This window comes from Desulfitobacterium sp. LBE, assembly GCF_007830365.1.
GTDB lineage: Bacteria > Bacillota > Desulfitobacteriia > Desulfitobacteriales > Desulfitobacteriaceae > Desulfitobacterium > Desulfitobacterium hafniense.
Map to the genome: position 1 here is coordinate 3,924,779 of NZ_VLKD01000001.1, position 20,420 is coordinate 3,945,198.

Here is a 20,420-nt window from a genome sequence, read left to right on the forward strand (position 1 = left end):
CTCATTGAATTACATTCCAAGATATGGTATAACTAAGGAGAATTGCAAAACTAATAATATAAGAGTGAGTTGGTATGTAATAATATTGCGCGTGGGGGAAATCTCTTTATGTATACAGTTAATTGGGATAAGTTTAATGTGAAAAATCCAGATAAACAGAATGCATTTGAAAGAATGTGTCGACACTTGTTCATGAGAAAGTTTAAAATTAGTGGATATGACTTTACCGCTAATTATAACCAAGCGGGCTTAGAAACAGAACCAATCAAGTTTGACGGTAAACATTATGGGTTTCAGTGCAAATATTCCACGAATCATAATTCAACATCATTTTATAAACAGGTTTATGATTCACTTGATAAGGCATTTAAGATTTATAAAGATAATCTGAATGAAGTGTATATCTACACAAATCTTGATATAAAACCAGAATGTACTAAAGAAGAATTAGCAGATCAGAAATTAACTACAGATCGTGTGAAAATTCAAAGAATGGCTAAAGAGCTCAATATAGCTTTAACGTGGATAAAAGAAGAAAATTTTTCAGAATTACTTAATGAAATAGGTAATCTTGATATTTATAGACTTTACTTTTCTGCACAAAATGAAGTTGCATTTATGGATTCAAATATCTCAATAGAAGATAGAACGTTTTTAAAGTCAGACTCTTTTTTAGAGTTACAAATAAACGGTAAAGGATTCAAAGAGATACAAGATGTTATTCTTGATAACAAGATAAGTGCTGTTATAGGTGGTGCGGGTACAGGGAAAACCGAAATTATGAAAAAGATGTATTTACATTGTTCGGAAAATTTTCTTGAAAACTATTCGAAGTCAGCAAATATTGAGTCTGAGGCTATACCTATACCTATATTTATTAGATTAAGAGAATGTTTACAAGGGGATTTGGAAAATCTCATTAGATTCAGGCTTCAAGATTATAACATTTCTCTTGTAGATGCGGGGCAAAAATTCAGTTATTTTTTTGACGGATTAGATGAAGTAAGTATTAATGATGTTGTTAAAATTATTACTACAGTTAAAGCGATAATTGGTAAAGAGAACACAAAGTCAGTTGTTATTTCTTCAAGGAACAGTTCACCTAATCTGACCTTTTTGCAAAGAGATTTAGAGTTAGAAATTTATAAGATTGATGCACTAAGTCAAAATATTATCGACTTATATTTTGAGAAAAAGATTGATGTAACTAAGATCAAAAAATACACGGATATAAAAGAGAATATTCAAACTCTGTTGGAAGAAATAGAAGATATATTTTCTATCAATTTATTATGGAAGACAATAGAGAATATAAACAATGAAACAACCAAAATAGATCTAATATTGCAATCAACAAATCAACTGATTGACAATCATAGAAAACTGGTAGAACTGAACTTACCAGAGATTAAATCACAAAGTATTGAAACAATATTGGCAGATGTTTCGCTGTTGTTACAAACAGAAAGAACACTAAGTATTTCAGTCTCTAAATTTCAGGACATTATAAGAGCACGATACTTTGATTTGACATATAAAGAAATAGATTCAATAATCCATGTTTTAGCAGAAATGTTTTTTGATATATCAAGCGATGAAAAAAAGCAATTTATATATTCATACAAACATAGGCGCTACCATGAGTATTTTTTATACAAAAAACTTAGTCAAACTTTCTATCTTAATCCGTTTGTTTTTAGAGAACTTGGATTGTTGACAGATAAGGATTTTATTATAAATATTTTTATGTTACAAGAATTAAAAGAAAGTATAACCGAAAAAGACGTTTTAAAAAATCTTTCATTACGTTTTTTTGAAGCTTATTTGGGTAAGGAGTATTGGCATGGATATGAAAATAAATATATCGGTTTAAAATCAAGATATGGTGTTGGAAATGAATCATACCTCCAATCAGAAAAATTATTAGATTTCCTATGTACCAAGAACGAATTTGAGCTAAGTCTGTGGTTTGACAATGAGAGTGCTTCAATCAAAGGATTTCTGGATGCAAGTAATTATTGGAAATTTATCAAGAGATATTTTGTATCACAACAGAAAGACATAAGGACAGTCTTGAATAAACATTACGTATTTGATGAAGAATTTCTTAAGGAAGCAATTAACAAAAGTCCATGTGCATACTGGTATTGCATTTGTGTAATGGATAATGTTTCGTATAAGGAGATCTATGAAAAAATCATTTCATCTATGAAATTGAATAATATTGATTCGGAGTTGGATTACATACATTCATATACTCAAAACAACGCAACCAAATGCATAGGATTTTTTGAAATAGGGCTTGAATTATTTAGGGTGGAATTTCAAGATATTTTATTAAATTTGACGGTAGACCTTATGGAGGTATTGTGCTTTACGCTAATAAGAGCAACTAATGTTTACTATCTTTTCGGAGATAGTGATGATCAGAATAATTTGCGTGTTGCTATAGCAAAAAGCATAGAAAAGAATGTTGAATTATCAAACAAATTAAATACTGCTATAGTATATTATTTGCTTACAAATAAAAATGACAATTTAAAGCTTTTGGAAGAAAGATTTGTTAAAGTTAATATTAATCACTATGGTACTTGGGATCGCAATTTAGAAGCAAATAGTTATATTACGATAATCTTAAAAAAAGAAAACCAGCTCTATTCACGTGAATATAATTTAGGCGTAGAAATAAGAAAAATACTTATCGATAATTACCCATCAAGTAAAACAAATGTATTAAAGTTAATTATTAACAGTGTGAGAAAATACAATCTTATATATGATAATTGGTTTTCATTTAGTAATTCAAACCTAATAGGCGAGATAATTTCTACCCTTGATTTTGATACAAACAATGTAAAAATTTTCCTGAAAGAACTTTTGAGCTATGATAGTGTTATTTCTACTACCACAGTTATGTACAAAATATTTCTGAAGAATAGAAGTCTATTTAAATCAATAACAAATATACGAATATTAAATAGTATATACCTTAAGACTAATGTACAATTATCGTACTATGATGATAATACAGACTATGATTATATGTTTGCTACCATGATGTCATGTTTTGATATTTCATTAAGTGATAGGTTTTTTATCAAAGCTTTGAACAATAGTATTTGTCGACCCGCATTTAGGCATGAAGATTTGATTTCACATGTATTGCCTAAATGTATTTATGTTGCACATCAAAACAATTGGTTTGAAAAGCACGAAATAGAAGCTTTAATATTTCGTGTCTATTCGATGTTAAAAATTATGAAAGATACAACCGATAGCGGTGGAAGATGGGAAACTATTAAATCGGTTATAGAAATATGTTTGCCGGAATCTTCGTTGCTAGAAGAACTTTATGATGTGAAATCAAGTAATGCTTTTCATGACGAAAATGCTGATTCAGTTATTAATTCAATTATAGATATATCAATAAATGATATTCAAAAATATTATCAGTGTGAAATAGAAGATATTAATTATAGCGATAGAAATACTTGGAATTGTCTTATTTCAATAGAAAAATCGCGGGATAATCAGCTTTCTTTGCTATTTGAAAATATGAAAAAAAATTACTTCCCAGAAATGGATAATAGCAATCTTAATCCATATTTCTACATTATTACTGCATTGCTTTTAGATGATTTAGAAACCAAAGAAAAGATGGTAGATTTTATATTAGAACAAGGTGGCAGAACTGGCCTGGTCAATATGATCAACGCATACTCCCTTCTTGGAGAAGATGAATTGGCAAGAAAGTATATAGAACAATTATTTGTATTGTCAGAAGCGCTGGTCTATCCTAATCAAGAGTATTATTTGAAAAATCAATTGTCTCACAATCATACAAATAAAATAATGGGTTTGATATTAGATAGTAAGAAAAATGACTGGATGGAGAATAATGAGAAACAGGAAATGACCCTTATAAATGATCCGAGCATCAAAATAAAGTGGTACGATACAGAAAGGGATCATCCAATAAATGAAGAATGGGCAACGAGGCACCCTGATAAAAATGCGTATAAAGTTGACTATACTATTACTTATAAAGATGCAATAATTGAAGAATTTTCTTTGGTATATGTAGACGGTTACCGAGCGTTATTACCCTTTCCGAAAATCGGTACTAAAAACATACCACGTAAAAAATATCTGTTAAGCTTGCTATTTAATGAAAAGAAGAATTTGCATGACTATATCAGAAGTGCCGGTTTAATAGTAGAATAATTAAACCGCCATTTTACTCTATAAAAAATAAATTAGAGTCGTTCATTTCATGATGGACGATTTTTTTTAGTTTTTACTTGATACCGGTTGAGTCACATGACAGTAAGATGATTACCAAAAAACTACTTTGGATTTTACCGCTATAGTTGAGTTCGGTTTCCACATTATTTGTTCGATTAATAATATATTTACCTTGTCAAATTATTTGACAAGGTAAATATATTATGGTAATCTAATTTCAAAGAGGTGGCGTTATATGAACGAAAAAGAAAAGAAACAAAAGCAAATACAATTGCTTCAACAAAATCTAAGCAGTATAAGAAAAATTGCTGGTTGGACAGCGGAACAACTTGGAGAAAAAATTGGTGTTACAAAGCAAACTATCAGCAACTTAGAAAATTCGAAAACGCCAATGAACTTAACACAATATATCGCTATTCGTTCGATTCTTGATTATGAGAATGAGTTAAATCCGGATAACACTGTACTCCCAAAAGTTATTAATATTTTAGTGGACATAGGCGCGGAACTTGAAGAAGAGAATTATTCTGAAATAAAAGATACTGCAGAAACAGTAGCGGCATCAGCATCAACAGGTAAAACAGGAGTAGAGCTTGAAAAAACATATACAAGTCTGTTGAAGACGGTACCTGGGGTTATTGGCGCTCTCACAGCATTGGGCATTGTACTTGGTCAGTCAAAATCAGTTACAGAAACAGCAAGTTGGCTGAAAAAAATATTGAAGTAGGAGGTAATAAAAATGAGAAATCCAATCGAGAACCTTGGTGATTATAATAAAGTTAGAGAATCCTTGCAAGCAGCAGGAGGTTGTATGGAGACTCTTTATAAGAGTGTCGGAGACACTGCTGTTTCCAAAGCAGCCCCAAAACTACTACTCAAAGGTGGTCTGATAGGGGTAGTCTTATGTGGTATTGCCTACTTTGGGCATAAAGGGAGTTGTTTTATGAAAGATAGAAAGCAGAAAATAGAAAACGAACCAGCTTTAAAAAAAGTATTTATTGAGGCAGTCGAAGCTGAGTCGTCGAAAAGGAATAATGAAGAACTCACAGATTGTGACGAAATAAATTAAACAGGAGATGACTGACATTTGATTTAGGTGATTTGTGGTCTGCGCGGAATTTAATGATTAAGTCTGAAAGGAATGTGAATGTAATGGGGATTTTTAATCGTAAGCATAATAAAGATGGAGATGGATTTTCTTCATACTTCAAATGTAATGGGGATATTGAGGTGCATGTGGACGAAAATGGTACGGAAATTTTCCAGGTGCCTAATGATTATAAATGGGTAGGCACAGAAGAAGAGGATGGGGTTTTTTGCTCGAATTGCGGTGAAGAAATTTATTACCACAACGGTGGATACATATGCGTGCACTGCGAAAGCACCTTTTCGGAGCATGAGCTTGAGGATCACTGTGGAGGCGGTATAACTCATGGTTAATTGTGGAATCGAAGTTAATTAACAAGTACTACAAAGGAAAAAGATGCTTTGACTGAAAATGTCAAGGCATCTTTTTCCTTTGTAGCGAATAGATTTAGATATTTTTTTAGTTTTTACTTGACACAGGCTGAGCCATATGACAGTAAAATGCTCCTGTGCACTAAAACTGCTAAGACTAAAATCCTCAGCACGTTGAGAGTTTTATTGTTGGCAGATTTACTGATTAAGTTAAATATTTTGCAAATACATGTCTAAAACGATGATTAATATCGGTAATTGTCAAGATAGTTGTCGCATATGATCAAAATTATCTCATTATCTGATGTGTTAATCACGACAAAACAAGCCCGGACGCTCGGCGCTTGCCAGAAGGAACTTTTATGATCTGCGGATCAAAAAGCCCCTTCGGTCCTTTAGCGTATTTGTTCGCTAGTGTCACTGGGATGCCAGCGCGCATATCCTCAGCCTACGGCCTCGGTATCCCGCGTGTCACCCTGACACTTAACGCCTAAACACCCTATGAAACGTCCGTTTTAGACTCAACAAGATTCTCTTCTTGAGACTTCTCTGGATTAAGCCATACTTCATTCGGTAAGGTCCAGTTCCTTGTTTGACGTGTCCAGCGTTCTGGATGACGAGCCTTCGCAGCCTCATAGAGCTGATGACGTTTCTTAAGGATCTCTTCACCCTGGCCACTGTGACGCTGGTGTGGTGTAAGAAATTTGATCCCACTATGGTGATGGTTATACCTGTACCAATGGACAAATTCCTTGACCCATGCTCTGGCATCATTAATTGTAGCAAATCCTCCCACGGGATAGCTTGGGCGGTATTTACAGGTCCGGAAGATGGACTCTGAATAAGGATTGTCGTTGCTCACTCTCGGACGACTCCTTGAAGGCGTTATGCCCAGTTGATAAAGAGTTTCCAGCATGGATGTTCCCTTCATCGGACTCCCGTTATCGGAATGTAAAACCAAGGGTTCTTCTTGTCGGGTTATATTTTGGGCCATGACTGCCCGTCGAATAAGTTGACTGGCATGTTCTGCACTTTCTTCGTGCCAGACTTCCCACCCCACGATGTCTCGGCTATAAATATCTAAGATAAGGTATAGGTAAAAGTAGAGACCTTTAGCCGGTCCGGGCAAATAGGTTATATCCCAAGACCACACACGATTCGGTGCGGTAGCGCAATGAGTGGATTTAGGCTTGCTGGAAGGTGCCTTTTGGCGACCTCGGTGATTCTGTTCACCGGCTTGGTGCATGATTCGATAGAAGGTTGATTCGGAGGCGATATAGGTTCCTTGATCCGCAAGGATTGGAACAATTTCACTAGGAGGTAAACTTTTGAACTCAGGTTGATTAACAATCTGTAGAATTTCATTGCGTTCTGCTTCCGTAAGTTTATTCGCCGGCTCTGGACGCTTTGCCACGGGTCTCTGATCGGCTCCGTGTTCACCGGCTTTGCACCAGCGTTGAAAGGTTCGTACCGATAAGCCAACTTCTTCACAAGCAAGCTGTTGACGTGCTCCGCTTGCTATTGCTTCTTCTACCAGCTTAATAATTATGACGCGATTCGCAGTGCTGGTCAGACTTCCTCGTCCTTTGGTCCCCAAATCGCATTGGCTTTTTTTCTTAGTACAAGCAGAGCTGCTGTTTCAGCCAGTGCTGACTCTTTTCTCTGAAGCTCCTTCTTAACATCTTTTAACTCTTTTTCGATTTCTTTTTCTCGTCGTTGTGCGAGGGCCAGTTCCTGAGCCACACCGCCGTTTGCCTGCAGACAGTTGTCCTGCCAGGACTTAACTTGTTCAACATACAAACCCTTCTTACGACAATATTCCGAGAGTTCAATCTCACTAAGAGTGGAGGTCTCAACCACGATTAGAAACTTGTCGCGTGTGCTCCACTGTTCGCTTTGCTGTTCACCAGCAGGGGCGGCAAAGCCCTTTTCACGTATTTTCTTCCGCCACAACTTCAAGGTCCCTTCGGGAACACCTGTCTCTTGTTCAATCTGACTGAGTGACTGATTGTTTGGCGGTAACATCTTTTCAATGATAGAGTTTTTTAACTCCTTGGGATATCTCATATTGTTTTCTCCTCCTGTGTTCTCTTCAAGGATACTTTTCTTTGATCCCTACGTCAACTATCCTAACACAGGGGGATATTGTGATGCAGCAGGAAAAGTTATACAATAAATATAACAATGTTGTTAATATCGTTATTCCGTTTAGGAGGTAGACATATGTCAAATGTTAATGAGTTATTAGAGAGTGCAATAGCTGAAATAGAACAGTTGAATACTGAGGAAATTTTCTTAGTAAGAGATCTGTTTAAAGGGTATGAATGGAATCGAGTTTCCCGTAGTAATCGTCTCCTATTAGGAACATTATTTCTAAACTACATAAAGACAACTGATAGTGGAATAGTTCCTATTGAAAAAACTTCTTCTGGTCAGCAAAAATACAAAAAAATTGCTGATGATATGTAAAGGGGAGGTGTTTTTGTATGAAGGTTATTCCGCTACCTATAATTGAGCCGCCTAAAGACTCAAGTCGAATTTTTGATTTAACAATTGATCCCTTAGTTCGATTGCGTACTTTTGAATCAGGAGTGTTTGAGGATATTGCTTGCCAATGGGCATCAGGCTATCTGGCTCAAAGTGAACATTACAAAAATGTAGCTCAAATTGGTGGTTCAAAAGACTCAGGAAGAGATATTGTTGCTTATCTGGAGGAGTCTTTACAAGAGTTTGATATTTTTCAGTGTAAGAGATATAAGGAACCTTTGTCACCTTCAGTATACATGTCTGAATTCGGAAAGCTTTGCTACTATACAATGATTGGAAAGTACAATAAACCAAGAAAATATTTTATTGTGGCAAGTAACGGTATTGGACAAGAGTTGAGAGATTTAATAGAGCACCCTAAGACTATTAATCAACAGCTAATCGATACCTGGGATAAATATTGCAAGCCTAAGAAAAAAATTATAGCAGATGGGCTTCCATTAACGGATGAGTTAAAAGAGTATATTATGCAATTCGATTTTAGCATAGTGTCAGAAATTTCTCCTCAAACTTTACTCGAGCAGTTTGCACAAACAAGGTGGTATAAATATCATTTTGGTGGTGGTTTACGACAACGACCTAGAATGCAAAAACCGCAAGAAATTCTTGACAATGAAGAAACCAAAATGGAATATGTCAATCAATTGCTTAAAGTATATTCAAACCATGAAAACACATCAATTTCTGGCATAGAGAGCCTTAAACCAAGGGAAAAACTACATACTCACTTTAAACGACAACGAGAATGCTTTCATAATGCTCAGGCTTTAAAACGTTTTGCGAGAGATGAATTTATAAATGATGATGTTTATGATGATTTAAAAAACCAAGTTTATCATGGAGTTATCGCAACTTGTGAGTCACCTTATGATGATGATTTGAAACGAGTAGATGATACTATTGCAAGATCTCAGCTTCTTCCAATTAAGACAGCTGAATTAGGTGAAATTAGTATTTTAGAGAAAAGTGGTATTTGCCATGACTTAGTAAATGACGAAGAAATGAGGTGGGTTGATGATGGCAACGAAGATCAAAATATATAACTCACCTGAAGAAGTTGGCGTTAGAATCTTGTTCATTCTAGATATATGCGAAAAAAGAATGAGTTCACAAAGGATTATGTATTATGATTATTTTGCTTTACACTTAAAAGATATAGATGCAGAATATGAAAGTTTACACCCAGACAATCCAAACCACTCCTCGGAAATTGCTGTAAAGAGAGCATTAATAAATAAAGGGTTAAATCTTATGATTTCAAAAGGGCTTATCAGTATTAAATATACTAAAACAGGAATCTATTATCAAAAGAATAAACTAACAAGTCATTTTATAAATTTACTACAAAATGGATATGTTGATCAGTTGAAGAGGAATATCAAAATTGTGGACGAGAAGCTTTCGGGTTATTCAGATAATGGAATTTATAAATATATCGATAAGAACATTGGATCGTGGGTCGGAGAGTTTGAAAAAGACATTTATATGGGAGGTGAGTTAAATGAATAAGTTCGGAATAGAAATTAACAAGTTGGTATTACAAGGAGCCGGAAAACAGGATGCTCTATTAACTTTTGAAAAAGGCTTGAATGTAGTGGCAGGTGCTTCCGATTCAGGTAAATCCTTCGCTTATGAATGTATAAATTTCATCTTTGGCTCGACAGATATACCGGAAATACCAAATGAAGCTATAGGATATGAAAGTGTTTTTTTAGAGTTTTTTGATAAAGCAGCGAAACAAAAAATAACCTTAAAAAGAAGTCTAAAGGAAAGTGAAAAAAATAACATATTTTATATCTATTCAGACATTGATCACTTAGTTGAAGCAAATTATGAAGTGCTTTCAAATGATTCAAAAGCAAAGAATAGTTTGTCTTCGAAGTTACTCGCATTATTCAACTGCCATTATAGAAATGTTTTAAAGAAAACATCAAATGGGGAAACAGAAGCCTTTACCTTTAGAAAGTTTGTGTATTTAATGATGCTTAATGAATCCCGTATCGTGCAAAAAAACTCCCCTATTTATATGGGAGATACTAGGCGAGATAAAACTTCGTCCAAAGAAGTAGCAACATTTTTTGCAATTTTATCGGGTTTTGATTATCAAAAACATGTTAAGCTTGAAAGTGCAGAAGTCAAAAAGGCACAACTAAAAGGTGCAGTCGATGAGTTGTCTCTAATTTGTAATAATTTGCGAGTTGAAATTGCTGAAACAGAGAATCTTATTCAGGGATACAATACTGATCAGATTAATGAGCGAATTGCCAACCTAGATTCCTTTATTAAGGAACAAAGGCTAATAGTAGTAAAGCACGAAGAAGAACGTGAACGTTCTGTTCAAAGGCTTAATTCTTTGGCAAATGAAAAAAGTAGGATTGCAGATAATTTATCAAAATTTAGATTACTTAAGAAGAACTATCAATCTGACATTGACAGATTAGAGTTTATTGAGCAGTCACACGACTATACTGGGCAGTTAGCAGAAATGAAGTGTCCAATATGTAATACAACCATGAAAAGTACAAATGTAGATAAGGAGATTTACTATATTGCTATTGACAAAGAAAAAAGCAAGCTTAATACTCATTTAACTGATTTACAGGAAACGATAGAAGATTTTGAATGTGATTTAACTGAAATAAGTAAATCTATTGTAGAAGAACAGAGTAAGGTTAAATATATTGAAAACATTCTAGACGAACAGGCAAACAAAATTTCAAAGACCGTATTGGATTATGAAAATTATTTAAAGATTCGAGATAAAGCTGTTGAAATTCAAAAGAACAGAAAGAAATTATATGATACTACAGCTCGTATTGAAGAGCTATCTGAACGGATTGACAATACTAAATCTGTTACAAATAAAGTTGAAATCAAAAGGTTAACAGATGAACTAATGCTAGAATTTTGCAAGCTAATACAAGTATTATTAGAGGATTGGTCTTTTATTACAAAAACTAAGGAACAACAAGTTATTTTTGAAAGAAAGTCGAATGATGTAGTTGTTTGTAACAAAACTAAGGCATCCTACGGTAAAGGAGCAAGGGCAATTATAAACTCGGCATTCATAATTTCTATTATGAAATATTGCGTTGAACGTGGACTCTCACATCCTGGCTTTGTTGTTTTAGACTCTCCCTTAACGACTTATAAAGAAAAGGATAGAAAGCAAAATGCAAAAAATGAAGAGGTTGACAAGAGTGTAAAGGATTCCTTTTTCTATAGTCTATCTAGAGAATGCAACGACTATCAGATTATTATTTTTGATAATGAGTTGCCACCTAATGATCTGACGAATATTACATATCACCATTTTACTGGAAACCCTGAGATAGATCGCACGGGATTTATTCCTAATTAAATTTATAATTTTATAAGCAAACGCGTATAAGTGGTGGTACCTACATAATCATGAGACTCAAGTCGAAAAGATAATTCGAGTGTATATGAGATAAGATAAACTAAGAAATAGGATCAATTATTTTATAAAATTGGTCCTATTTTTTTAGTTTTTACTTGACACAGGCTGATGAAGCTCATCGTAGTATTTTCAAGAAATACCGGGCGATCTTTGAGTACTTTGATGCCTTCCTCGTCGGTCTGACGGCGACCCCAAAGACCGAGGTCGATCGGAATACCTATGACTTTTTCGAGATGGAGCACGGGATCCCAACCTTTGCTTATTCCTATGAAACCGCCGTTCAGACGGATCAGGTATTGGTGCCTTACCATAATATCGAGGTCACCACGACCTTCTTGGAGCAGGGGATTACCTACGAGGATCTCTCTGAAGAGGATAAGGCTCGCTACGAAGAAGACTTTACGGATGAAGAGGGCGAGATGCCGGATTTTATCCCTTCTCCTGCGTTAAATGAGGTGATCTTTAACCAAGCCACAGTGGACATGGTCTTAGAAGATTTAATGACGAAGGGGATCAAGGTTGCCGGCGGGGATCGGCTCGGTAAAACGATCATCTTCGCCCAAAACAAAAAACACGCTCAATATATCATCGAGCGCTTTGACAAGCTCTATCCTCAGCATCGCGGGAGTTTTGCCAAGCGGATCATTTGCGATGATGCCTATGCCCAAACGATTATTGATGACTTCAAAATCGCCGAGAAAGTGCCCCATATCGCCGTATCGGTGGATATGCTGGATACGGGGATTGATGTGCCGGAGATCGTCAATCTCGTCTTCTTCAAGCGTGTCCGCTCGAAAACAAAGTTCTGGCAGATGATTGGACGGGGCACCCGACTGTGCAAAAATCTTTTCGGGGATGGACAGGATAAAACGACCTTTATCATTTTTGATTACCTGGGGAACTTTGAGTTTTTCCGGGTTCACAAGGATGGCTTAAAGGGCAACGAGACGCAAAGCCTCTCGGAAGCGATCTTTGCCAAACGCGTCCGCTTGATTCAACTCCTTCAAGACGCTGCCTTTCTCGAGGAGCCCGATCAGGCTTTCCGAACCGAGTTAATCGAAACCCTTCGGCAGCAGATCAATGCCTTAAACACGGAACTGGTCTCGGTGAAAATGCAGCTGCAATACGTTGAGAAGTATAAACAAGCGGAGCCGTTCACGTGCTTAACCGAGGGAGATAAGCATAACCTCACCACCTTCTTAGCCCCCCTTGTCTATATGGAAGATACGGATGAATATGCGAAGCGCTTTGATAACCTGATGTATGGCTTAATGATTGCTCAGATCGAAGCCAAGCCTCAGTTCAAAAAGAATAAGAAACAGCTGATGAATGTGTGTCTCGAACTTTCTAAGCGGGCCACGATTCCACAGATTAGAGAAAAACTTGGGTTAATTATTGACGTGGGCACCGTCGACTTTTGGGAGCATCCGGGTCTGCTCGATTTTGAAACCGTTCGCGTCGAACTCCGCAGTCTGATTAAATTCATCGTGGGTGAGGTTAATAATAAAATCGTCTATACCAACCTTGCCGATCAGGTTCTTCAGTTTAGAGAGGGGGAAGCCTTAGACCCTGCCTATGATTTTGAGGATTATCGACTCAAGGTCAATCGCTATATCGAGAATCATCGGGATCAAGTCGCCATCTATAAACTGCGCAATAATATTCCGCTGACCGCCTTAGATTATGAGAGCTTGGAGCGAATCTTTACGGGAGAACTCGGGACCTCGGAGGATTATAGGCGGGAATTCAAAGATACCCCCTTCGGTCTACTGGTTCGTAAAATAGCGAAGCTCGAATATGAAGCCGCTACGGCAGCGTTTTCAGAGTTTATCAATGACCAATCCCTTAGCCAAGCCCAGATCATTTTCGTTAAAAAGGTGATCGATTACATTGCTCAGAACGGGTATATCGAAAATCCGGTCGAACTCATGAAGCCCCCGTTCGATAAGCCCCAAAGTCTCATGAAGTTATTCGACGGTTCGAAGCAGAAGAAGATTGTAGAATTGGTGAACCGGATTAAGGAGAATGCGACGCGGATTGTGGGATAGAATGAAAAAGGCGTCGAATTCCCTATTAAGATTGACGTTCTCTTGAATTCTTTGTTTATGAACAGTATAATCCCGTTTTCGACAGTTTGAACACCAAAAAAGAGGCCATAACCGCTCGGTTGTGCGGTTACAGCCTCTTTTTTGTGTTCGTTCAATGTTGTATGTAAATGCTATGTTAAAATGTTTTTAATCTTTTTATTGAGTTCTTTAGGTTGGTAGTATTTTTTGTCTAATCCAAGATCAAACACAGCATTTAATGCCGTACATACCTGGGAGCCATTGTATGTTGATTGATAATACATATTCTGCACGTTGACTACTTCCATGTTCTTTAGTGTTCAATGATAGTCTCCGTGGTGAAGTGTGTTCCATGATCATCGAGCTTGGCCTCGAGAAGTCGATAGATAAGGAGAGCAGTGATAAATTCTTGAATATGCCGTAAAACAGGCTTTGAGAAATATAGGGGCAGCCGATAGCTTTTAAAGAAATTGAACATTGCTTCGTTTTTTGGTAAGATAAAGTTTAGAGACATTTGCTTCCTCCTTGGGATGGATTTGTTGTGGTGACTTATTTTATACCACAGAAGGAAGCAGATTGTCTCTATTTTATTTTCTGGTAAAATAATGGAAGCAATTTTGCTTGTTTATAGATGTTAATAAAAATTAATAATTCATAATTTTTTAGAAATAGAATTAATATATTCAATTTGTTAAAGTTGGTACAAGAACGATTTTATTATAGCTACTATGGACTTATAACACTGAACACTTGGTATGAAAGTAAGGAGGAAGGTGCTGTATGGGAAATATTCTCGAAGGTATTGTCAACCAGAAAATCAACCGCAGGAACTTTCTAAAAGCCAGTGCTCTTGGCGCAGCCAGTTTGGCGTTGCCGGGTTGCAGCAGCAACACACTGACTAAAGCCGGAACCGACGCCGCAATCGTCAACAATGAGGGCCAATGGATTACCGCCGGTTGCTGGCATAACTGTGGGGGACGATGTCTGAACAAAGCCTATGTAGTGGATGGGGTTGTCCTCAGACAAAAAACGGATGACACCCATCCCGATTCGCCTGATTATCCCCAGCAAAGAGGGTGTCACCGGGGACGTTCCCAAAGACATCAGGTCTTTGGGGCGGATCGGATCAAATATCCCATGAAACGCAAGCATTGGGAGCCTGGCGGCGGCAAGAAGGAATTGCGGGGCAAGGACGAATGGGTACGGATTTCCTGGGATGAAGCCCTGGATTCTGTGGCCGCTGAATTAAAGCGGATCAAGGAAGGCCATGGCAATAAATCCATTCTGGGCACCAGCAGACTGCTGAATTACTACGGCGGAGGCTTGGTAAGATGGGGCTCCTCTTCATCAGGCGCCTGGGGTGTGGTTCAGGAATGCATGACCGGCTTCTTCTCCTGGAAAGCCAACGACAGACCGGACTGGAGAAATGCGAAACTGATCGTCATGTGGGGGGCTAATCCTGCCCGCTCCAATCTGGGGAATCCTACCTACAATCTATTGCAGGCTAAAAAGGCCGGAGCAAAGTTCATTTTTGTCGATCCCGTGGTGTCCCCTTCAGTAAAGACCTTAGCTGATAAGCACATCCCTTGCCGGCCGGGCACGGATACGGCACTGCTTCTGGGCATGGCCTACTACATGATTGAAAACAATCTCCAGGATCAGGATTTTCTTGATCGATGTACCGTGGGATTTGATCAAGATCATATGCCTGAGGGAGCAGACCCTAAGGAGAATTTCAAGGACTATGTCTTAGGAACTTATGACGGGGTCCCCAAAACGCCTGAATGGGCCTCGGCAACCTGCGGCACCGATCCTCAGCTGATCAGAGAGTTCGCAGCAGAAGTTGCCACAACCAAACCGGTGATTTTCAATTCATCCTTTGCCCCGGCCCGCACTTACCGGGGTCAGCAGTTCTGCCAGGCCTTTCTGACGGTGGGCTGGATGACCGGCAACGTAGGCAAGCCCGGTGCCGGGGTATGGACGATGAACTATGCGGCAAGCCAGGGCTACGGGGGCAAAACCCTTGTCAAAGGCGGAGGCAGAGGCCTCCCGCCGGTGGTCAACCCCTTGTTCCCGGATGCCACCTATGGAGCCTATGACGGTTACCGGTGGGCCAATCCCACCAACCCCGCTGCCAATGGTATGGCCTATTGCGAGACCTATGACGCCATCTTAAAGGGTGAATATACGGGAACGGGCGGCAGAGGGAAAGTTCCTTGTGATATTCGTCTGATTTGGCTGGTCCGGGATGGCAGCGGCTACAACTTCCTTAATCAATCTTCCGGAATCAACAAGGGGATTGAGGCCTTCCGCAAAGTGGATTTTGTAGTCACCAATGATATTGTTCTTTCCAGCATCTCCAAATATGCGGATATTGTTCTCCCCACAACCACGGAGTGGGAAAAAGAAGGCAAGATCTATCAAGGGAATCCGGAAGCTATCTTTATCAACCAAAAAGTGACGGAACCCCTTTATGAAGCAAAAACCGAAGAATGGATAGACCGTGAACTGGCCAAACGCCTGGGACTGAATCCGGATGAGATCTACCCGCTCACGGAGAAACAGCAATTCTTTAACAGCCTGGCCGGAGCCCAGGTGATTGGCGGGGACGGGGAGACCTACGAGCCCCTGATCACCATTACCGAAAAGGATATTCAGGAATGGGGCATCCAGGGCAAACCCCAGCAGGGAAAGATTGCCTTGCCGGACCTGATGGAGCAGGGTGTTTATCAAGTAAAGAGGACGGCCGGTGATAAGTTAACCGTGATCCAAGGGGAAGACTTTGTCAAGGATCCTGCCGCTAATCCCCTGACAACCAAGAGCGGCAAACTGGAAATCCACTGCCAGGCCCTCTCCGATAAGATAGCGTCCTATGGTTTGACCACGGTCCCGCCCATCGCCATGTATGAGCCGCCTTTAGACGGCTATGAAGATACTTTCGCAGATTGGCAGAGCAAGAAGAAGGGCCAATACCCCTTCCAGCTGGTGACCATCCACTACGGAAGACGCTCCCACTCAGTGTTCGATAACATTCCCCAGCTGAGAGAGGCCTATCCTCAGGACTTTGTGATGAACACCAGAGATGGAGAAGCCCTTGGTTTGAAAGATGGGGATACGGTTTTAATCGAGAGTGACTATGGCAAATGCCTCCGTCCCCTGACCCTCTCTGAAACCTTAATGCCGGGTGTGGTGACCTTAGGGGAAGGCGCCTGGGTAGAGATGGATGATGAAAAAGGCATTGATAAAGCAGGTGCCACCAATACCCTCTGCGGAGCACGCCTGAGCGGGCAGGGGGAAGAGCCTTGGAATACAACGATTGTCCGTGTTGAGAAATACGCGGGGGAACCCTTAAAACCGGATGCCCAGTGGGAACAAAGAATTATAGTTTAGGAGGTGACACCTGATGGGACAATTAGGATTTTATTATGATATGACCACTTGTATGGGATGCAAGGCCTGCCAGATTGCCTGCAAAGACAGAAATGACCTCAAAGTAGGGGAGCTGTTCCGCAGAGTCTATGAATTTGAAGGGGGTATCTATCCCCAGGTAGGAGGCTATTACCTTTCCATGGGATGCAATCATTGTGCAGATGCTAAATGTGTCAAAGGTTGTCCGACAGGGGCCATGCACGTTGCTGCAGATGGTACGGTCCAGCATGATCAGGAACTCTGTATCGGCTGCAAATATTGTGTGTGGAACTGCCCCTATAGTGTCCCTCATTACTTCGAAGATAAAAGTGTCGTCGGGAAATGTGACTCCTGTAAAGAATTAAGAGACGCCGGGCAAAACCCCGTTTGTGTGGATGCCTGTATTATGCGCTGCCTGAAATTCGGCGATTTAGACCAATTGAAAGGGGAATACGGGACGGATCTGGTCCAGGAATTACCCATTCTGCCTGCGGCGTCCCAAACCAATCCTTCCCTCCTGATCCAACCCAAAGATGAGGCCCTGAAGCCTGATTACAAGAAAGTGGGGGTGTAATCCATGGGTGAACATTTTGCGTTGACCGTGTTCTCCATCTGTATCCAGGCCGCCGTAGGCATCATGCTCTTTGTGGCCATCGGCCGGCTTATGAATAAAGAAGGGGTATTCAAAAACGCTGTGGTCACAGCAACAGGCCTGGGGATCATCGGTATGCTGGCCTCACTGCTGCACTTGGGACGCCCCTTAAGCGCCATGAATGCTCTGTTTCAATTCGGCACCTCCTGGCTCAGCCGCGAGATTTGGTTTACGGCGATTTTCGTGGGGTTAACCGTTGTGGCGGCTGTACTACTCTATGTTAAACCCCAGGCCGCCGGAGCCGTCACCGGCTTATCCGCAGGGGCCGCTCTGGTGGGTCTGATCGATGTCTTTGCCATGGCCAGGATTTACAGCTCGGCCAGTGTGCCGGTATGGCAAAGCGCCGCCACCACCATCGAATTTCTGCCGCCGCCTTATCCATGGGTGCCATGCTCTTCCTGGTGCTGAGCCTGAAAGAAGCAGGAAAGCTGAAGAAAATCGTGGCTTTGACTGTGGCAGCCGTTGTCGCTGTTCAGGTAGCGGTGGTCATCCCTTACTTCATCTCTTTGGGGGCCGGTACCGGCACCGCTCTGCAAGCCAGTCTGATGATTCTCGGCAGTCTGAAAACGGCCGTGGCCATTAAATGGCTGTTCATTCTCGCCGGAGCCGGGTTAGTGCTTTGGCTGGCCAAGGATGAACTGAGCAAGTCCGTATCCGGTGCTGTTGCCGGGGGCGCGGCCTTGATTCTGGTCGGCCAGGTGGTGGGAAGATATGTATTCTACGCCGCCATGGTGGTATCCGGAGTAGGGCTGACTTAATTTCTTTTTGGAAACAATGGCAGCAATAAGTGCCAAAGGGGCCTGCCGCCGACGTTTATAGGTATAAACGTTGGGGGGCAGGCTTATTTTATTAACGAAAATTAATAATTACTAATTTTTTAGAAATAGAATTATTAAGATCGATTTGTTAGACTTTACACAAAAGGTTGGGTGCCTTGATTTTTGAAACAGAGAAAAGGAGGAAGAAAAATGGGAAATATTCTTGAAGGTATTATTAATAAACAAATAAATCGCAGGAATTTTCTGAAGGCCAGTGCCATCGGCGCTGCCGGTTTGGCTTTACCCGGCTGTAGTTCCACGCTCACCAATGCCGGAGTTGACGCAACGGCTGACGGCAATGAGGGTCAATGGATTACGGCAGCTTGCTGGCATAACTGTGGCGGACGCTGTCTGAACAAAGCTTTAGTGGTGGATGGAGTGGTTGTTCGGCAAAAAACGGACGATACCCATGAAGATAGTCCGGACTTCCCTCAGCAAAGAGGCTGTGCCCGCGGCCGTTCTCACCGCAAAATGGTGATGGGCGCCGATCGTCTCAAATACCCTATGAAACGCAAAAACTGGGCGCCGGGGGGCGGCAACAAAGAACTTCGCGGCCAAGACGAATGGGTGCGCATTTCTTGGGATGAAGCCCTTGATATTATGGCTTCTGAATTAACGCGGATTAAGGATGCCTATGGCAACCGCGCCATTTTTGCACCTGTAGGCGGCTCCGACAGTCTTCAAGCTGTGCCCCGTCTGCTCAGTGCTTTTGGCGGTTATACGGCCCGTTGGGGAAGTGTGTCCTGGGGATCATGGCCTACAGTCTATTCCAAGGTTACCGGCCAGCCTCACAACGGAGCCAGCGACGGCAACGATCGTTTCCGCTTGAGAGAGTCCAAGCTGATCATTCTCTGGGGAGCTAATCCCGCTCAATCCAGTCAGGGTTTGCCGGCTTATAATTATCTCCAAGCGAAAAAAGCAGGGGTTAAATTTATCGTTATTGACCCGATCTACTCTGAATCGGCGAGAGTTTTGGCCGATGAATGGATTCCCATCCGTCCGGCTACAGATACAGCATTAATCTTAGGGATGGCCTACTACATCATTAAAAATAATCTGCTTGACCAAAATTTCCTGGATAACTGCACAATTGGCTTTGATGCCGATCACCTGCCGGAGGGTGCCGATCCCAAAGACAATTTCAAAGATTATGTTCTGGGAACCTATGACAATACGCCCAAGACTCCGGAGTGGGCTGCCGAAATCTGTGGTGTTCCTGCTGTCAAGATCGCCGAATTTGCCCAGGAGTATGCAACCACGAAACCGGCGGCGATTATTTCCGGCGGAGCCCCGGCCCGGATCAATAATGGCGAGCATTTGCCCCATGCCATGATGACCTTGGCCTATATGGTAGGAAACGTGGGTATTCCCGGTGCCGGTGTCAGCCCGAATATGCATAATTCGGCCACCAACGCCGGACCGGCTTTGGTTAAAGCGGGAGGCAACGGTCTGCCGAAAATAGTCAATCCCATTGATGACAGTATCAATAGCGGCGAAATGTATGACGCCATTCTTAATGGCAAATACATCAAGCAAAAAGGAGAAATCAGAGACATCAACATCCAGATGATCTGGACCTGGTTCAGCCATAACCTTAATCAAAGGGCAGGGTCCAGCCAGGGTATAGATGCGTATCGGAAGGTTGAGTTCGTGGTCGCTCAGAACATGTTTTTAACAGCTGACGCCCAATATGCCGATCTGGTGCTCCCCGTGACCTCCGAATGGGAACGGCTGGGCGGCCTCCTGACAGGCAACCGGGAAATCCTCATCCATTATCGCCAGATTGTCGAGCCCCAATATGAAGC

At 40.6% G+C, this 20,420-nt stretch carries 12 protein-coding genes and 3 pseudogenes; 13 read left to right on the forward strand and 2 right to left on the reverse strand.

What is annotated here, in order from left to right; genetic code table 11:
* Nucleotides 1–108: 108 nt before the first annotated feature.
* From DESLBE_RS18660 to DESLBE_RS18675, 4 genes are all read left to right on the forward strand, one after another.
* Nucleotides 109–4,224 (forward strand): hypothetical protein, encoded by a 4,116-nt coding sequence (locus DESLBE_RS18660; RefSeq protein WP_144677866.1) that lies wholly within the window; start codon nt 109–111, stop codon nt 4,222–4,224.
* Between the two features lie 256 nt (nt 4,225–4,480).
* Nucleotides 4,481–4,972, forward strand: coding sequence for a helix-turn-helix transcriptional regulator (locus tag DESLBE_RS18665; RefSeq protein ID WP_144677867.1), 492 nt, complete (start codon nt 4,481–4,483; stop codon nt 4,970–4,972).
* Between the two features lie 12 nt (nt 4,973–4,984).
* On the forward strand, nt 4,985–5,314 hold the full coding sequence (locus DESLBE_RS18670) for a hypothetical protein (protein ID WP_144677868.1): 330 nt from the start codon (nt 4,985–4,987) through the stop codon (nt 5,312–5,314).
* 83 nt (nt 5,315–5,397) lie between these two features.
* Nucleotides 5,398–5,685 (forward strand): hypothetical protein, encoded by a 288-nt coding sequence (locus DESLBE_RS18675; RefSeq protein ID WP_144677869.1) that lies wholly within the window; start codon nt 5,398–5,400, stop codon nt 5,683–5,685.
* A 517-nt stretch (nt 5,686–6,202) separates the two neighbouring features.
* Here the strand turns inward: DESLBE_RS18675 and DESLBE_RS18680 are convergent.
* Nucleotides 6,203–7,770 (reverse strand): IS3 family transposase gene (locus tag DESLBE_RS18680; protein WP_144677837.1). Its coding sequence is split into 2 segments (ribosomal slippage): nt 6,203–7,302 and nt 7,302–7,770, totalling 1,569 coding nucleotides; the frame shifts between segments, so codons are not numbered across the junction.
* A 156-nt stretch (nt 7,771–7,926) separates the two neighbouring features.
* On the opposite strand from DESLBE_RS18680, the gene DESLBE_RS18685 reads away from it, so the two are divergent.
* The 5 genes and pseudogenes from DESLBE_RS18685 to DESLBE_RS18705 all read left to right on the forward strand — a co-directional run.
* Nucleotides 7,927–8,172: a single-stranded DNA-binding protein gene (locus DESLBE_RS18685; protein WP_144677870.1), complete on the forward strand. Its 246-nt coding sequence runs from the start codon at nt 7,927–7,929 to the stop codon at nt 8,170–8,172.
* A 17-nt stretch (nt 8,173–8,189) separates the two neighbouring features.
* Entirely contained in the window at nt 8,190–9,293 is a 1,104-nt protein-coding gene (locus DESLBE_RS18690; RefSeq protein ID WP_144677871.1) for an ABC-three component system protein, read from the forward strand.
* Nucleotides 9,268–9,759 (forward strand): ABC-three component system middle component 2, encoded by a 492-nt coding sequence (locus DESLBE_RS18695; RefSeq protein ID WP_172625452.1) that lies wholly within the window; start codon nt 9,268–9,270, stop codon nt 9,757–9,759. Before DESLBE_RS18690 ends, DESLBE_RS18695 begins: the two co-directional genes overlap by 26 nt.
* Nucleotides 9,752–11,611, forward strand: a complete 1,860-nt coding sequence (locus DESLBE_RS18700; RefSeq protein WP_144677873.1) for a hypothetical protein — start codon at nt 9,752–9,754, stop codon at nt 11,609–11,611. The genes DESLBE_RS18695 and DESLBE_RS18700 overlap by 8 nt, the downstream gene beginning before the upstream one ends.
* A 167-nt stretch (nt 11,612–11,778) precedes the next feature.
* Nucleotides 11,779–13,719 (forward strand): annotated as a pseudogene (locus tag DESLBE_RS18705) (type I restriction-modification enzyme R subunit C-terminal domain-containing protein); the annotation flags it as partial.
* Between the two features lie 412 nt (nt 13,720–14,131).
* Here DESLBE_RS18705 and DESLBE_RS26640 read toward each other — a convergent pair.
* A pseudogene (locus DESLBE_RS26640) lies at nt 14,132–14,251 on the reverse strand (IS701 family transposase); the annotation flags it as partial.
* 266 nt (nt 14,252–14,517) lie between these two features.
* Between DESLBE_RS26640 and DESLBE_RS18715 the strand changes: the two are divergent.
* The 4 genes and pseudogenes from DESLBE_RS18715 to DESLBE_RS18730 form a co-directional block, all read left to right on the forward strand.
* Nucleotides 14,518–17,127: a molybdopterin-dependent oxidoreductase gene (locus DESLBE_RS18715; protein ID WP_144677875.1), complete on the forward strand. Its 2,610-nt coding sequence runs from the start codon at nt 14,518–14,520 to the stop codon at nt 17,125–17,127.
* Nucleotides 17,128–17,140: 13 nt separating this feature from the next.
* Nucleotides 17,141–17,719 carry a 4Fe-4S dicluster domain-containing protein gene (locus tag DESLBE_RS18720; protein ID WP_011462160.1) on the forward strand — a complete coding sequence of 193 codons (579 nt, stop codon included), beginning with the start codon at nt 17,141–17,143 and terminating at the stop codon, nt 17,717–17,719.
* 3 nt (nt 17,720–17,722) lie between these two features.
* A pseudogene (locus DESLBE_RS18725) lies at nt 17,723–18,555 on the forward strand (DmsC/YnfH family molybdoenzyme membrane anchor subunit).
* A 210-nt stretch (nt 18,556–18,765) separates the two neighbouring features.
* Nucleotides 18,766–20,420: molybdopterin-dependent oxidoreductase (locus DESLBE_RS18730; protein ID WP_144678688.1), on the forward strand; the 1,655-nt coding region annotated here is incomplete at its 3' end.